This window comes from Methylocystis suflitae, from assembly GCF_024448135.1.
Lineage (GTDB): Bacteria > Pseudomonadota > Alphaproteobacteria > Rhizobiales > Beijerinckiaceae > Methylocystis > Methylocystis suflitae.
This window is the reverse complement of sequence record NZ_JAMRYX010000243.1, coordinates 1-15,721: the sequence shown is the minus strand read 5'-3', so window position 1 is coordinate 15,721 and position 15,721 is coordinate 1. Positions and strand designations below refer to the sequence as shown.

The following is a 15,721-nucleotide window of genomic DNA, read 5'->3' as shown; positions in this document are numbered from 1 at the left end:
GGGAGATCCTAATGACGATTGTGCTTGCGCGCCGCGCATGTGTCGTTGCGGCCCTGTCGCTGCTTTCCGCCGGGCTGCTCGCTGGGCCGGCCTTCGCGCATGGCCCGTCGCGCCAGAAGGTCGTCGAAAAGATCGAAATCAACGCCCCGGCCGCGAAGGTCTGGGAGATCGTCGGCAATTTCCAGGATTGGAACTGGCATCCCGCCATTGCAAAGACTGAAGGGACGGGCGGCAACGCCGCCGACGCCAAGCGCAAGCTGACCCTCAAGAATGGCGGCACAATCGATGAGACGCTGACCAAATATGACGCCGACGGCAAATCGCTGAGCTACAAGATCGACGCCGTCGACGTGAAAGTGCTGCCGGTCAATAACTACGCTTCGACGATCAGCGTGAAGGAAGAGGGCGGCAAGAGCGTCGTCGAATGGAAGGGCGCGTTCTATCGCGGCTTCATGAACAATGATCCGCCGCCGGAACTTTCCGACGAGGCGGGAGTGAAGGCGGTGAGCGATATTTACAAATCCGGTCTCGCCGCGTTGAAGGCCAAGGCGGAGAGCAAGTAAGCGCCGCGCCATGCGCCAAGCACTGGTCAACATTGCGCCGGTCGATATCCAGGGGAATCGTGTGAAGGATTGTTTTCCTCACCCTCATCCTGAGGAGCCGCCGCAGGCGGCGTCTCGAAGGACGAGGGTGAGGAAAACACACGCGAAAGCGGGCTTCCTCGTCCTTCGAGACGCGTGCTGCGCACGCTCCTCAGGATGAGGAAGCCCTTCACACAATCGCGGGTCGACATCTCCGCAACGCGCCGGTTCATCCTTGGCGCCGCGGCGTGGCTCGCTGTGTTTCTGCCGATTGCTGCATTTGCGGCGCATGGCGCGTCGCCGCTGAAAGTCGTCGAGACGACGATCGTGGATGCGCCGCCAGGCAAGGTCTGGGCGGTCGTCGCTGACTTCGCTCACGCCGACTGGCTGCCGGGCGTCGCCCGCGTCGAAGCGGCGGGCGAAGATGTTCCTGAACAGGCGCGGCGCAAGCTGATCATGGCCGACGGCGGCGTCGTTGAGGAATTGCTGACGAAGCGCGACGCCGAGCGGATGATGCTTGGCGTGCATCGCGAAGGCGATGATGTGAAGCGGCTGCCGGCGACGAATTACACCGCGCTGATCACGCTGCGGCCGGCCGAAGACGGAAAGACGCAGGTCGAATGGAAGGCGCGCTTCTACCGCGGCTATCCCAACAACGACCCGCCGCCGGAATTGAACGACGACGTCGCCATCGCCGCGGTCACGGCGATGCAGCGCGCCTATCTTGCGGCGTTGAAGGCGAAGGTGGAACGCAAGTGAGGCTTCAACCCGTCATGCCCGCGCTTGTCGCGGGCATCCACGCCAAGACGATGCGACGCGTCGAAGGGAAAGCATCCAAGCGTTTTGCGCGCGCGTGGATGGCCGGGACAAGCCCGGCCATGACGGCGAGAGTGTTTCTCTCCATCGTCATTCTCGCCGCGCCCGCCTTCGCCGACGAGGCCTTCGTCACCGCGCAAGGCGACGACGCCCTCTCGATCGTCGATCTTTCCAAGATGCAGACCGTCGCGACTCTGCCGATCGGCGGCAAGCCGGCTGGCATTGCTGTTTCGCGCGATGGCGCGCGCGCCTTCATCACCAGTCCCGAAGGCAAGTTTCTCACCGTCATCGACGCGGCGAGCCGCACGGTCGAGAAGCGCATTCCGGTTGAAGGCGGGCCGCTCGGCGTCGCCGCAAGCCCCGACGGCAAGCGCGTCTATGTCGCCGATCTCTATGGCCGGCGCCTCGTCGAGATCGTTCTCACAAGCGGCGCGCAGCGCAGCGTCGGCGTCGGCGCAATGGCGTCGGGCGTCGCGGTGGCGCCGGACGGCAAGGCGATCATCGTCGCCGACCGCGACGACAATGCGTTGTCGGTCATCGACGCGGCGACGTTTTCGCGCGTCGCGACCATACCCGTCGGCAAGCATCCTTTCGGCGTGACGGTCGACGCTTTCAGCGCGCGCGCCTATTCGGCCAATGTGGAATCCGACGATGTCAGCGTCGTCGACCTCGCTTCCCGCACAGTCGTCGCGACGCTCAAATGCGGCAGCCGGCCTTATACTGTGGCGCTCGCCAAGGGCCGCGTCTTCGTCGCCAATCAGCATGGCGACAGCGTCAGCGTTTTCGACGCTGAAAGCTTGGCGCTGCTCGACACGATAAAGGTCGGCGAATATCCGGAAGGCTTGGCGGTCAGCGGCGACGGCGCGCGCGTCTATGTCGCCAATTGGTTCTCGAACGAACTCTGGGCGGTCGACGCGCAGACGCTGAAAGTTCTGGGAAAAGCGGAGACCGGCGACGGCCCGCGCGCTTTTGGCGCCTTTATTCGCGATGCCGATTGAAGGGCTTACGTTTCGATGTGCTCGGGCCGCACGCCAAGCCCGATGAGCCGCGCCGGCAGTCGGCGCAGCAGCGGAATGGCGTTGAGCAGACGTAGCGCCAGCGGCGCGTCAAAAGGCTTCTGCGCCGAGAGGACGCTGCGCACCACGCGATTTTGGATGGCGAGCTGAATGGCCTGCGTCACGCGGGTCGGAAACTCGCGCCGGCGCTGCACAGCGGCAAGATCGTCGTCGCCGAGCGCATTGTCGCGCAGCTTCGCGGCAAGGAGATTGGCGGCGGCGACGGCGTCCTGGATCGCGAGGTTCACCCCGACCCCGCCAACCGGCGACATGGCGTGCGCGGCGTCGCCGATGCACAGAAATCCGGGCTGGCTCCAGGTCTTGAGGCGGTTGACCTGAACGGTCAGCAGGCTCACGTCGGTCCAATCCTTAAGCACGCTGACGCGATCGGCAAGGAAGGGCGTTAAGCCGGCGATCGAATCGCGAAACGTCTCGATGCCTTTCTCGCGCAATTTTTCGGCGTCGCCCTTGGGAATGACGCAGCCGCACTGCCAGTAGGAGCCGCGATCGATCATCGCCAGCATGCGCCCCGGCGCGACGCGGCCGAAGCTTTCGTCGGGATCGCTCTCCTTGCGCGGCAGTTTGAACCACAGCACATCCATCGGCGCGCCGAAGTCCTCGACGGGGAGCTTCGCGTCCTCGCGCATCCGTGAGCTCCGCCCGTCGGCGGCGATGACGAGCCTGGCCTTGATGGTCAGTTCGCCGTCGGGCCCAGTCGCGGAAAGGCCGCAGACGCGGTCGCCGTCGAACAAGAGTCGCTCGCCAGCAGTGTTCATTAGAAGGCGGAAATTCGTAAGCGCCCGTGCATGCGCCGCGATGAAATCGAGGAAATCCCATTGCGGCATGAAGGCGATGAAATTGCCTTTGCCGGGGAGGCTCGAAAAGTTGGCGACCTTGTATTGACGCTCGCCGATCCAAGCCGAAAGCGCATAGGCCTTGTGGTGCGGAAGCCGCAGGAATTCATCGAGCAGGCCGAGCTCGTCCATGATGTGCAGCGTCGACGGGTGAATCGTGTCGCCGCGAAAATCGCGCAGAAAATCGGCGTGTTTTTCGAGAACGATCACATCGACGCCGGCGCGCGCCAGCAGAAATCCGGCCATGAGCCCGGCAGGGCCGCCGCCGACGATGCAGCACTGGGTCGAAAGTGTCGCGGACATGCAGTCCTCCGTCTGAGGGCGTCGCAAGCGGAAGCGCGAGCGGCTTCGAATCCGAATCGTCGCGGGGGTGCGGCAAGGCTGGACATTGGCGCCATCAGACGCAATAAGGGGCCACGAAATTCGAGGACGCAGCTACATGTCCTATATCGTTCGCTTCTTCACCTGGTGGAACCGCGCCACGCTCAGCACCGGCCTGTGGACGCTGCTTTACGGCGAGCGCGTCGGCGAAGACGAATTCGGCAACGTCTATTACCGTCGGCGCGGCGGCAAGATCGATCCGGCGCTGGGGTTTGAACGGCGCTGGGTGATCTACAACGGCTATTGCGAGGGCTCGGCGACGCCGCCCGGATGGTACGGCTGGCTGCACCACACGGTGGATATGCCGCCGACCGACGAGACCTATCGGCCGCGTTCCTGGGAGCTTCCGCACCAGGCCAATTTGACCGGGACGCCGCAGGCCTATCGGCCGCCGGGCTCTCAGCTTGCGCTGGGCGAGCGGCCGCCCGCCGGCGGCGACTATGCCCCCTGGCGGCCCGAAGGCTGAGCGGCGCTCTCCTTGGAAAGGCCTTTCTTGCCTGCTTTCGTCCCCGGCTTGTTTTTGGAGCTGGCGGAGAAACCTGCGGTGATCGGATGAAGTTGCCCTTATCCTTGGCGCCAGCGGCTGTCGGCGCGTGGGCTTTTTTTGCGGTCGCCGCGTCCGCCGAGCCGATCCGGCATCCAACCGCGATCTTCGCCGGCCTCGACAAGACCACTGGCCGCATCATCAATTTCGACGTCGCGATCGACGAAACCGTTCAGTTCGGCACGCTGCAGGTGACGCCGCGCGTGTGTAATACGCGACCGCAAACCGAAACCCCGCAGACGACGAGCTTCGTCGAGGTGGACGAACTCATCGTCAAGCCGGAACGCCGGGGCGACCCCAAGCCCGAAACGGTCAAGACCGACGCCAAACAAGAGGCGAAGCGCATCTTCTCGGGCTGGATGTTCGCCGCAAGTCCCGGTCTCCACGGGGTCGAGCATCCCGTCTATGACGTCTGGCTGGTCGACTGCAAAGGCGGCAAGGAAACGGTTGCGCCGCCCGCCGAAGCGGCCGCGCCGGCGGCTCCGCCTGCCGAGGCCGAGGCGACGGCTCCGTCAGAAGGGACCAGCGGCAAGAAGCGCCGCTCGCGCAGAGTCGAGCCGACGGCGCCGCCGCCGATGGAAAATCAGCCGATCGGGCCCGCCGATCAGGCGGCCCCGGCGCCCGTCGAGCCAGAGGCGGCGCCTGCGCCAGCGGAAGATCCTGCCTCGCAGACGGGCGGGCGCAAGAAGAAGCGACGGCGCGCCGAACAGGCCAACCCCGCTGCGGCGCCTCCGGCCAGCAACCCGCTATTCCCCTTCTAATCGGCGAGCGCGGCCAGCGCCTGAGCGCCGCTCACGGGCGCGGTTTTGGGCCAGACGTTGAAGTTGGCCTTTTGTGGGAGCGCGCGTTCGAGCGCGCGATGATATTCCTCGCGCGAAATCTCGATCGCGCCGAGCGAGGCGAGATGCGGCGTAATGAATTGCGTGTCGAGCAGCTGGAAGCCGCCCGCCCGTAACCGCCCCATCAGGTGGACAAGCGCGACCTTTGAAGCGTCGCGCTCCAGGTGGAACATGCTCTCGCCGAAAAAGGCGCTCCCGAGAGCGACGCCGTAGAGCCCGCCGACGAGACGCCCCTCAAGGCGGCATTCCACCGTATGCGCGAAGCCAATATCGAACAACTCGCGATAAAGCCGGTGAATTTCGGCGTTGATCCAGGTCCGCTCGCGTCGAAACGCGGGAGCGGCGCAGGCGTCGATCACCGCGTCAAAATCGCGATCGACGACGACCTCGAAACGATCGGACCGCACGGTCTTGGCCAGGGAGCGCGATACGATGAAATCATCAAGGGGAAAGATCGCGCGCCGCTCCGGATCGACCCAATAAAGCTGATCGTCGTCAGCGCTCTCGGCCATCGGGAAAAGTCCGATGGAATAGGCGCGGAGCAGAAGATGCGGGGTGATCGCATAGGGGGCGTTGAGGCGCGACATATATTCAAGGATAGCGGCGCGAGAACGCCGCGCCACCCTCCGGCGGCGAGTTTCTTGAAAGAAAGTTGAATTAATTGCGCGTCGTGCAGTTGAGCTGCTTGCCACGCCACTCGACCATGGCGTCATCGCCCTTGTTCCAGAACTCGATATTCTTGGCGACGTAGCGCGCCCCGCTCGCCGCCATCGCCTGTTTGGCCAACACGGTCTCGCCTTTAAAGACGAGTTTCGCGCGATTGGCGTTCGCGCCAAGGAAAGTGACCGTCAGAGCGGCGTTTGGATCGCCCGAACATGTGAAGACGAAGGGACCCCGCACGGTGGTTTTTGCGTGGGCGAAGGCGAGCGGCGCAGCTGCCGCCAGAACCGTCGCGACGATGACCAGGGATCGATTCATCTTCTTTCCACCCTTCGCTCTAAAAATCGGGTTCGATGCCGCCCGTCGCCAAAAAATGCTCCAACCAATGAATGTCGTAAATTCCGTTTTGAACGTCGGCGTTGCGCACGAGCGTGCGAAACAGCGGAAGCGTCGTATCGATGCCGTCGACGATAAATTCGTCCAGCGCGCGACGCAGTCGCATCAGCGCTTCCGTTCGGTTGCGCCCGTGAACGATCAGCTTTCCGATGAGCGAATCGTAGTTGGAGGGGATCGTATAGCCCTGATAGACCGCTGAATCGACGCGAACCCCGACGCCGCCGGGCGGGTGGTAATAAGCGATGCGCCCGGGCGAGGGCCTGAAGCTCGTGGGGTGCTCGGCGTTTACGCGGCATTCGATGGCGTGGCCGTAGAACCACATGTCTTCTTGTTGCAGGGAGAGCGGCGAGCCCGCCGCGACCCGGATCTGTTCGCAGACGAGATCGACGCCGGTGATCGCCTCCGTCACCGGATGCTCGACCTGAATGCGCGTATTCATCTCGATGAAATAGAATTCGCCGTTCTCGTAGAGAAACTCGATCGTGCCGGCGCCGGCGTACTGCATGTCTCGCATGGCGCGCGCGCAGATCTCGCCGATCTCCATGCGCTGGGCGTCATTGAGCGCGGGCGAGGGGCTTTCTTCCCAGATCTTCTGGTGTCGGCGCTGGAGCGAACAGTCGCGTTCGCCGAGGTGAACCGCCTGGCCCTTGCCGTCGCCGAAAATCTGAAACTCGATATGACGCGGCTTTTCGAGAAATTTCTCGATGTAGACCGTATCGTCGCCGAACGCGGCCTTAGCTTCGGTGCGCGCGGTGGCGATCGCGATGGGAAGATCATGCGCGTCGCGCGCCACCTTCATGCCCCGGCCGCCGCCGCCGGACGCCGCCTTCACCAGAACGGGAAAGCCGATCCTTTCGGCGATCTTTTGCGCTTCCTTTTCGCTCAGGATGGGCCCGTCGGAGCCAGGCACGCAAGGAATGCCAAGTTTCTTTGCCGTCGTCTTGGCTTCGATCTTGTCGCCCATCAGGCGGATGTGCTCGGATTTCGGTCCGATGAAGGTGATGTTGTGCTCTACGAGAATCTCAGCGAAACGAGCGTTCTCGGATAGGAAACCGTAGCCCGGATGCACGGCGTCCGCGCCGGTGATTTCGCAGGCGGAGAGCAGGGCGGGAATATTGAGATAGGAATCGCGGGCGGGCGCCGGCCCGATGCAGACGGACTCGTCGGCGAGCTTGACATGCATGGCGTCGGCGTCGGCTGTCGAATGCACGGCGACTGTCGCGACGCCTAATTCCTTGGCCGCGCGCAGAATGCGCAGCGCGATTTCGCCGCGGTTGGCGATCAGGATTTTGTCGAACATCTCTTACCGCCGCCTACTCGATCACGAGGAGAGGTTCGCCGTATTCCACAGGCTGGCCGTCCTCGACCAGTATGGCCGTCACAACGCCGGATTTGGTGGCGACGATGTCGTTGAAGGTCTTCATCGCTTCGATCAGCAAGAGCTTGTCGCCGAGCGAAACGCGCGCGCCGATCTCGACAAAGGGCTTTGCGTCGGGGTTCGGCCGAAGATAAGCGGTGCCGACCATGGGCGACTTCACCGCGTCCAAATATTCGACCGGCTCCGCGACGGGAGTGGGGGACGCGGCCGGCTTTGCCATCGGCGGCGGCGGCAGAGGCTGGACCGGCGGCGCGGCGCCGACGCTCGCGATCGCTGCGGCAGGCGCACGCGCCGCGCGGATACGCAAATCGCCCTTCTCAACCTCAAATTCGGTCAAATTGCTGTTTGCGACGAGTTCCGCAATCGTGCGCAGCAGATCCGCGTCGATAGCGGGCGCGGGCGCGGCGACCGACGCCGGCTTGCGGGAGGAAGCGGTGCGAGGCGGTTGAGCTTTGCGCGCCATAAGTGTCTCAGATCTTTCTCAGTTCGTTTTCAAAGACAGCGTCAAGGGCGAGAATGTATGAGAGCGGGCCAAATCCCGCGATCACGCCGCGCGCCGCGGGCGAAATGAAGGAATGGCCCCGAAAGCTTTCGCGTGCGTGCACGTTGGAGAGATGCACTTCGACGACGACAGCTTCCGCGCCCTTGATCGCATCATAGAGCGCGATGGATGTGTGCGTCAGCGCGCCAGCGTTCAAAATGACCGGCGCGCCCGCGGCGCCGGCTTCCTGGATCCAGTCGACGAGATCGCCCTCGTGGTTGGACTGCCGGAAAACCAGCGATACGCCGCGTTCGGCGCAACGCTTCTCCAGCGACGCGCGGATATCGTCGAGCGACGTTGTTCCGTATATCGCGGGCTCCCGCTTGCCGAGAAGATTGAGATTGGGACCGTTAAGCACGTGGACGGCTGACATAGCGCTTCCGTAAACGTTCCCCGAAAAATCTCAAAGGCGGCAGGCTGCCTGTCTTAGCCTTGTTGTCGCCGCAAAGAAAGCCCGTCGCCGCGCTAGCAGACGGTCTTGCCGCATTTGCGCATGTTTTCGATCTTGGCTTTCAGTTGCGCGTGGGGCACGCCGCCGATGATCGCCTCTTTGCCGATCACCCAGGCGGGCGTTCCATCGAACCGCAGCTCATCGGCCAGCGTAGCGACTTCCTTCAGCGCGGCCTTTGTCTCCGCGCTCGACATGTCCTTCTCGAGACGGGGCATGTCGGCGCCCACCTCCTTGGCCGCCGCCAGCGCCTGCTGCTTGCCGATGTGGCCGCGAGTCGAGAGCAGCTTGCGATGGAAATCCCAGAACTTCTGGCTGTCGAGCTGCATGCGCGCGGCGGTCGCGACCTGCGCCGCCTCGACGGAGTCGGGCCCCAGAATCGGGAAGTCCTTGAGCACCACCCGCAGCTTGGGGTCCGCCTCGATCAACTTGGCGACCGAAGCCATCGCCTGCTTGCAGTAGCCGCAGTTATAGTCGAAGAATTCGACGAGCGTGACGTCGCCGCTCGGATTGCCCACGACGGCCTGGTTGGGCGAGTTCACGATTTTGTCGCCGTGCTGGCCGACGGCCTTTTCGCGTGTGGCGGCCTCGGCGACCTTCTCGCGCTTTCCAAGTTCGTCAATTGCTTCCCGGACCACTTCCGGGTTGGAAAGGAGATAGTCGTGCACGACCTTCTCGATCTCAACCTTCTGCTTGCCTGAAAGCTCCTCGGCGAAGAGCGGCGTCGCGACGCCTAGAGCGAGACATGCGCCGGCGGCGAGCGAGATAAAAAAGCTCATTGCATTCTCCTTTGCGCGACAGCGCATTCGTGTCGGGATCCCTTCGTCGCGGCGCTTTTTAGCACAGGGGGCGGCGGGCGTCCTCCTGACGCTAGGATGGTACGCTCCACGCGAGTGGCTAGTGCAACTGATTGTTCCGAACGCCGTCGTTCACCAGCACCGAACCGACGCCGTAGTTGAACTTCGCTTCGCCCAGGGTGCGCAGCTGGAGCGTGACCATCACCGTCTGGCTGCGCGCCGGCAGGCCCGTGTAGGACTGCGGCTGATAGATCTGCGAATAATTGATCGACAGCGTCGTGCATTCGTCCTGATAGCCGATGCCGCCGCCGAGCGTTGCGACCGAGAACAGGGGCGCCGAGCCGACGAGATTTGAGCCCGTAAGCGTCGTCGCATAATAGACGGACGTCGGATTGGTGAGGGAATTATAGAGATAGCGGCTCATATCGAAGGTGACGGTGCCGGTCAGGAAATAGTTTTTGGTGATGTCGTATTTTCCGGACGCGGAGAGTCCCTGGCGACGCACGTCAAAGCCGATCGCCGGCTGTGAGGCGTAATTGGCGTATTGGAGCTGGAGCGAGATCGGATCCAGATTCATTGTCGCGAACACGTCGACGCGCCGCGCGCGCAAGCTCCCCTTGTCGAAGCGGCCCTTGGCGGAGAGGCTGAGAACGGACGACGGCGCAAATGCGAAGCGCCCGACGATGTCCGACGCGCGCGAGTCGAGGCCGGAATCGAGGCCGACATTCGCCGCGTCAGCCTGCGCGTAGGAGTTGGCGCCGGCGATCTGGCGCGACTGGCCGATCATCGCGTTGATGAAGCCGCCATTGGACAATGACAGGGTGGCCTGGCCGCCATAGTTGAGGCGCGTGCCCGTCTCGAACCGGTCATAGCCGGAGAATTTGCTCCATTCGAACAGCGTCGAATCGTCGAAGACGAGGCTTTGCGCGTCCATGTTCACCAGCGACGGAATCGACGTCTGATTGGGGCGCGCGACGACCTGCGCGATCGGTTCGAAGACGATGTCGCCGATAAAGCTTCTGGCAAGGATCGGGTAGCGCCATTCGGCGCCGAAGCCCGGGAGCGCCTGGCCGCGGAAGCGGTTGTCGGCGCCGTTGAAGAACTGGCCCTGCGCGGCGTTGGGGATCGGCGACAGACTTTGGTTATAGATCGGGAACAAGCCTTGCCGGTCGTAATCGAGATAGCTTCCGACGAAACGCGCGAACGCAAACGGGGTCCACACGCCGCCGATCGGGTCGATGATTTTACGCTTCCAGGCGCCGCTGATCGTCGCGTGCTGGTAATCGCCGCCGACGCCGCGCAACAGACAGCCGCTCTGCGCCGGGTCGGTAGCCCGCCCGTAAATCTGGCAAACGTTGTACAGGCTATAGATGCGGTCGAGCGTTCGCGGCTGTATGGACTCGAAGTTCGCGACGTTGGCGGAAGTGCTCGTCACATTGGCGTCGAGTTCAACCTGTCCGCCAACGCCTGCCGTCGCCGCAGGATCAATGTCGAAGACGCGGTTATAGTCGATCACCGGATGGACGACGGGCTGCTGCGCCTGCACGTCATTGGGCGACAGCAGCTGGAAATAGTAGCCGCGCATGTCGAAATAGCTGCGCGGTCCCTGGCCGGTCAGATAGATCGTCGATGACGCTTCGCGGAAGAAATAGTTCTGCAGGAGATAATTGTATTGCTGGTAGTCCTGCAGGAAGTAGCGATCGGACAGCGCCGTGATGTCCCAGCCAGCGCGCCAACGGTCGTTGAGCCAGAATTCGCCCATAGACTGGATGGCGCCGCGCCACTGCTTGCCGCCGGCGCCGAATGGGGCTTGCGCGAAGGCGCTCGTGTCTCCCACATGCGTGCCCTGACCGCGGATCGTATAGCCGCCATTGTCAAAGCGCTGACGGAATTCGGCGGTGACGAACGGGCCCTGCCGGGAAAAATAAATCGGCGTTACAGTCAGGTCGTAATCCGGCGCAATCGCCCAGAAGTAAGGCACGCCCACGCCGGCGCCGAGCTGCTGGCGATAGATGAAAACCGGCGATAGAAAACCGGACTTGCGCTTCACCGATGGGTCTGCCGACGACCAGAACGGCACATAGGCGACTGGCACGCCAAGAAGTTCGAAGGACGCATCCTCGTAATAGATCATCTTCTCGACGTTGTCGTGAATGATCCGTTTGGCGCGAACCGACCAGGTGCGCGGCTTTGCGGGATCGTCTCGACAGGCCTCGCAGGCGGTGTAGGTGCCCATTTCGAAGGTCGTCGTCTCGCCGGCCCGCTCGGCGCGCGGCGAGGTGAAATGCGTGTTGTTGACGGAGTCGACCTGCAGGCTGTCGATGAACCCGTTTTTGAAATCGTCCGTGAAGTCGAAACGCTCGGCCCTGGCGATTGAGCCGTCGGTTTCGGTCAGCGTGGCGTGGCCCTCGGCGAAGACGCGCGACGTGTTGCGGTCATAGGTGACGCGGTCGGCTTCGAGCAGCCGGCCCTTGTAATAGATCTGGACGGCCCCGCGCGCCGTGACGGTGTTGCTTTTCTCGTCGTAGACGAGCTCCTTGGCCTCGACGACCATGCGCGCATCGGCGCCCGCGGCCGGCGGCGCGGCAGCGGCGGAGTGCGTGGCGAAAGCCGCCTCGGCGAGCGCGAGCGCCGCCGCAAGAAGGGATAGGCGCCGGGAGGAGCTGGTGAGCGCCATCAGCCGTCCTCCGAATAGAGCAAAATGACCGTGCCCAACATGCTCCCGACAAGCGCAGGCGACCATGCGGCCACTACAGGGCTGATCATGCCTGCGCCGCCGAGATCCGAGAGGACTTTAGTAACGATATAAAGCACGAAGCCTGCGGCCACGCCACCCGAAAGGGTTTTTGCGACCCCGCCAAATCGAAAGAATCTTAATGAAAAGGAAGCGGCGACGAGAACCATCGCGACGAGCAGCAGCGGTCGCGCAAGAAGCGATTGAAACTGCAGCCGATAGCCGGTCGCGTCGAGACCCGCTTCGGCGGTGCGCGCCGCCATTTCCGGCAGCGACCAGAACGGCGTGCCTTGTGGCGGCGTCGTCGCCGCCGCCACCTGCTCGGGCGTCAGGTCGGTGGCGAGCATGTAAGAACCGACGCTGCGCGCCGGCTCTCCGGGCAGGCTGACCTGCGCGCCTTCGAGCACCCAGACTCCGGGCTCGAGTCGCGCGTGACGCGCTTCGACCCGCTCCAGGAAACCGCCGCGCGCTGCGTAAATGTTGACGCTGACGTTCTCGAGCTCCGAGCCGCCATTCGAGGAGTTCATAGCGTGCATAATGGCGAGGCCGTCGACGCCGTGTTGGCGCAGCCAAACGCCGTGGTCGATGCGCAAACTGCCGGGCACGCCGAAAAGATCCCACTCCATTTGTTCGGAGCGCTGTTTCATCGAAGCCGAGAGCGGGTTGTAAATCGCCACAGACACAATCCCGATGAGCAGGGCGGTGAGCGCCGGCGGCGCAATGAACTGCCAAACTGACATGCCGGCGGCGCGGGCGACGATCAATTCCAGCTTCCTGGTGAGGTCAACGAAGGTCGCCATCGATCCAAAGAGAACGGCGAAAGGCAGGATCATCTCGGCGGCCGCCGGAACCCGCATCGCCGTCATCAGCGCGACGGTTGCCGCGCCGGCCTGCGGATTGTCGCTGGCGCGCCGCAGCATCTCGACGAAAACCACGACGAACATCAGGCAGAAAATCGTAAAAAAGATCGCCAGAATCGTGCGCATAAACCGCAGCGCAAAATAGCGCGTGATCGTCGCCCCGATCATGGCTGCGGCTGTCCTCCTTTGTGTGTTGGCGCGCCGCCCCAGGCGGGAGCAGTTAAAGCCCTGTTAACGATCGCTAGACGCTCGCATCTTTGCGCGCAAGCGTCGCGCGGCTCCTCTGAGCCGCCCCGACATATTCAATTCGCGAGCGTTGCTTTTGCGCCACGCGGGATTTCTGCGTAAAGATCGCGGCGATTCCGCGGCGGGACGATTTCTGGAATGGTTCAAAATATGAGCGGAGCCGCGATTGACCGGCGCCGCCCGCCGGAAGATATTACGCGCCGCTCCCGTCAAATCGCGCGCCTGGCGCGCCGCCGGCGCTAACATTCTCAAAAACCGACGCATTCGCGCCGGAACGGCTTCCGCTTCGGCGGAGGAGGCAAGAGGCCCTGATGCTCGTCAACGCCAAATATGAACTCCAGTCATTCGACGCCGCCGAAGCGCTGCTGCGCCAGCCCGAGGACGCCGGGCATCCGCGAACGCTCGTGGTTTTCGTGGGCCGCGATCTCGCCATGGGCGAGCGCGCCGCCAGCGTGCTCAAGGATGCGGCCGGGCATCTTTCGCGCGCCGCCGCAGCGGCGAAATTCAAGGGCAAGTCGGGAACGTCGCTCGAGATTCTGGCGGCGCCCGGCGCGCCCGCCAGCAGAGTGATTCTGATGGGCGTCGGCGCCGGGGACGAAACCGGCGGAGAGGGCGGCGAAGCCAAGCCCTTCGAGGACTTCTTCGCGCTTGGCGGACAAACCGCGGCGAAAATGGGTCCGGGGTCGCGGGCGGTCGTGCTGTTTGACCTGCCGGAAGGGGTTTCCGCCGCTCACGACTCGGTCGGCCAATTTGCGCTCGGCGGCTGGCTGCGCGCCTATAAGTTCGATCATTACAAGACAAAGAAGAAGGATGAGGCCGAGCGCGAAGGACCGACGGAGGTCGTCGTCGCCCTGGCCGATCCGGACAGCCATAGCGCCGCGATGTCGGATGGCGGCCATTTGGCGGAAGCGGTCATTCTCGCAAGGACTCTCGTCAATGAGCCGGCGAACGTCCTGACTCCGCCGGAATTCGCCCGCCGCGCGTCGGAGCTGATGAAGCTTGGCGTCGAGGTCGAGGTCCTCGACGAGAAGGCGATGTCCGAACTCGGGATGCGGGCGCTGCTCGGCGTCGGGCAGGGGTCTGAGGCGGGGATCCGGCTCGTCGTGCTGCGCTGGAGCGGCGGCGCCGAGGGCGCGGCGCCGCTCGCCTTCGTCGGCAAGGGCGTCGTCTTCGATTCCGGCGGCATTTCGATCAAGCCGGCCGCCTCGATGGAGGACATGAAGGGCGACATGGCCGGCGCCGCCGCCGTGACCGGGGCCATGTACGCGATCGCCGCGCGCAAGGCCAAGGCCAATGTCGTCGGCGTGCTCGGCCTCGTCGAGAACATGCCGGACGGCAAGGCGCAGCGGCCGGGCGACATCGTCAAATCCATGTCGGGCCAGACGATCGAGATCGTGAACACCGACGCCGAAGGTCGGCTCGTTCTCGCCGATGCGCTGACATACGTTATAGAGCATCATAAGCCCGCTGCGGTCATTGATCTGGCGACGCTCACCGGCGCCATTCTCGTCGCCCTGGGCCAGGAATATGGCGGGTTGTTCTCGAACAATGACGAACTCGCCGATCGCCTGACCAAAGCGGGGAACCACATCGGCGAGAAGCTGTGGCGCATGCCGATGGGTCCCGCCTATGACAAGCTGATCGACTCGAAATTCGCCGATATGAAGAACACCGGCGGCCGCCATGCCGGCTCGATCACCGCCGCGCATTTCCTGCAGCGTTTCGTCGGCAAGACGCCCTGGGCGCATCTCGACATCGCCGGCACCGGCATGGGGTCGCCGTTGAGCGACACCAACCAGAGCTGGGGCGCCGGCTGGGGCGTGCGGCTCTTGGACCGGCTGGTGCGCGACTATTACGAGGGGTAGCTGACGATCGCTCGGTCTGAGCGGGAGCAATAGGCTGCGCCAGTCAATTCAGCCGGACTGCGGAAGTTATTCTGTTGCTTGGCTCTCGATTATTTACAGCAGAGGAGAAGATTGGCGCTCCTCGCTCTTTCCGGAACAGTGTCAAGAAACAGGTTGGCGAGAGATTCAGTAAAGCCTACCTAATTAACGCAGAGTTATGCTGCTATAGCTTCAGCATACATGCGTAAATACCTTATTATTTCCGGTTTTTAATGGAAATGCTTCCCCGTCGCCCAATCTGATGATCAGTTCAGTTGGTCCTGGACTGAAAGGAACGCATCATGATCGAATCTCGATGGAACGCCGATTTCATCGCGACCATCCTCGGCGTCGTGTTCGTGGCGGTCGGCCTGCTGGGGTTCGTCCCCAATCCGATCGTCTATGACGGCGGCTACTTCCACGTGAATGCAGCCCACAACTTCGTGCACCTCATCACCGGAGCGCTCTTGCTGATCAGCCCCTATTTCGGCGTCCCGGTCCTGATGATTCGCACAGTGGCCATCCTCTATGTAGCGATCGCCATCCTGGGCTTCCTTGCGCCGAACGTCGCCGAACTCGGCGGACTGATCGCCATGAACCACGCCGACCACTGGCTGCATGCAGTCCTCGCTGTCGTCCTGCTCGCGATCGGCTTCACGAAGCCCATGGAACGATCGGTCACCACGGCCCATATGTAAGAGCTGCAAA

16 protein-coding genes are annotated in these 15,721 nt (G+C 63.3%); 7 read left to right on the top strand and 9 right to left on the bottom strand.

The genetic code is table 11. The features are described from left to right. Positions 1-11: 11 nt before the first annotated feature. The 3 genes from NEI07_RS19350 to NEI07_RS19340 all read left to right on the top strand — a co-directional run bounded on the left by NEI07_RS19350 (position 12) and on the right by NEI07_RS19340 (position 2,395). Positions 12-563 (top strand): SRPBCC family protein, encoded by a 552-nt coding sequence (locus NEI07_RS19350; RefSeq protein WP_256036927.1) that lies wholly within the window; start codon positions 12-14, stop codon positions 561-563. A 195-nt stretch (positions 564-758) separates the two neighbouring features. Continuing rightward, positions 759-1,340: an SRPBCC family protein gene (locus tag NEI07_RS19345; protein ID WP_256036924.1), complete on the top strand. Its 582-nt coding sequence runs from the start codon at positions 759-761 to the stop codon at positions 1,338-1,340. 119 nt (positions 1,341-1,459) lie between these two features. After that, the gene (locus NEI07_RS19340) at positions 1,460-2,395 is read left to right on the top strand and encodes a YVTN family beta-propeller repeat protein (RefSeq protein WP_407659955.1); all 936 of its coding nucleotides are present in this window, start codon (positions 1,460-1,462) and stop codon (positions 2,393-2,395) included. A gap of 5 nt (positions 2,396-2,400) precedes the next feature. Here NEI07_RS19340 and NEI07_RS19335 read toward each other — a convergent pair whose 3' ends face one another. Beyond that, on the bottom strand, positions 2,401-3,609 hold the full coding sequence (locus tag NEI07_RS19335; protein ID WP_256036922.1) for an FAD-dependent oxidoreductase: 1,209 nt from the start codon (positions 3,607-3,609) through the stop codon (positions 2,401-2,403). A gap of 136 nt (positions 3,610-3,745) precedes the next feature. On the opposite strand from NEI07_RS19335, the gene NEI07_RS19330 reads away from it, so the two are divergent. Together NEI07_RS19330 and NEI07_RS19325 are read left to right on the top strand one after the other, a co-directional pair. Continuing rightward, positions 3,746-4,153: an NADH:ubiquinone oxidoreductase subunit NDUFA12 gene (locus NEI07_RS19330; RefSeq protein WP_256036921.1), complete on the top strand. Its 408-nt coding sequence runs from the start codon at positions 3,746-3,748 to the stop codon at positions 4,151-4,153. A gap of 86 nt (positions 4,154-4,239) precedes the next feature. Beyond that, positions 4,240-4,992: a DUF2155 domain-containing protein gene (locus tag NEI07_RS19325; protein ID WP_256036920.1), complete on the top strand. Its 753-nt coding sequence runs from the start codon at positions 4,240-4,242 to the stop codon at positions 4,990-4,992. Here the strand turns inward: NEI07_RS19325 and aat are convergent. The 8 genes from aat to lptG all read right to left on the bottom strand — a co-directional run bounded on the left by aat (position 4,989) and on the right by lptG (position 13,052). Further along, on the bottom strand, positions 4,989-5,657 hold the full coding sequence (gene aat, locus NEI07_RS19320) for a leucyl/phenylalanyl-tRNA--protein transferase (RefSeq protein WP_256036919.1): 669 nt from the start codon (positions 5,655-5,657) through the stop codon (positions 4,989-4,991). The genes NEI07_RS19325 and aat overlap by 4 nt on opposite strands. 70 nt (positions 5,658-5,727) lie before the next feature. Further along, positions 5,728-6,048 (bottom strand): MliC family protein, encoded by a 321-nt coding sequence (locus NEI07_RS19315; RefSeq protein ID WP_256036918.1) that lies wholly within the window; start codon positions 6,046-6,048, stop codon positions 5,728-5,730. Between the two features lie 19 nt (positions 6,049-6,067). Then, positions 6,068-7,426 (bottom strand): acetyl-CoA carboxylase biotin carboxylase subunit, encoded by a 1,359-nt coding sequence (gene accC / locus NEI07_RS19310; RefSeq protein WP_256036917.1) that lies wholly within the window; start codon positions 7,424-7,426, stop codon positions 6,068-6,070. 13 nt (positions 7,427-7,439) lie between these two features. Further along, entirely contained in the window at positions 7,440-7,967 is a 528-nt protein-coding gene (accB, locus tag NEI07_RS19305) for an acetyl-CoA carboxylase biotin carboxyl carrier protein (RefSeq protein ID WP_256036915.1), read from the bottom strand. Positions 7,968-7,974: 7 nt separating this feature from the next. Next, positions 7,975-8,418: a type II 3-dehydroquinate dehydratase gene (aroQ, locus tag NEI07_RS19300; protein WP_256036914.1), complete on the bottom strand. Its 444-nt coding sequence runs from the start codon at positions 8,416-8,418 to the stop codon at positions 7,975-7,977. A 92-nt stretch (positions 8,419-8,510) separates the two neighbouring features. After that, entirely contained in the window at positions 8,511-9,272 is a 762-nt protein-coding gene (locus tag NEI07_RS19295) for a DsbA family protein (protein ID WP_407659954.1), read from the bottom strand. 118 nt (positions 9,273-9,390) lie between these two features. Beyond that, a complete protein-coding gene (locus NEI07_RS19290; protein ID WP_256036912.1) occupies positions 9,391-11,967 on the bottom strand; it encodes an LPS-assembly protein LptD in 2,577 nt (858 codons plus the stop codon). Next, positions 11,967-13,052 (bottom strand): LPS export ABC transporter permease LptG, encoded by a 1,086-nt coding sequence (gene lptG, locus NEI07_RS19285; protein WP_256036911.1) that lies wholly within the window; start codon positions 13,050-13,052, stop codon positions 11,967-11,969. Before lptG ends, NEI07_RS19290 begins: the two co-directional genes overlap by 1 nt. A 389-nt stretch (positions 13,053-13,441) precedes the next feature. Here lptG and NEI07_RS19280 point away from each other — a divergent pair, with 389 nt between their 5' ends. Then, entirely contained in the window at positions 13,442-14,995 is a 1,554-nt protein-coding gene (locus NEI07_RS19280) for a leucyl aminopeptidase (RefSeq protein ID WP_256036910.1), read from the top strand. Between the two features lie 320 nt (positions 14,996-15,315). Further along, entirely contained in the window at positions 15,316-15,711 is a 396-nt protein-coding gene (locus NEI07_RS19275) for a DUF4383 domain-containing protein (protein ID WP_256036908.1), read from the top strand. Positions 15,712-15,721 lie beyond the last annotated feature (10 nt).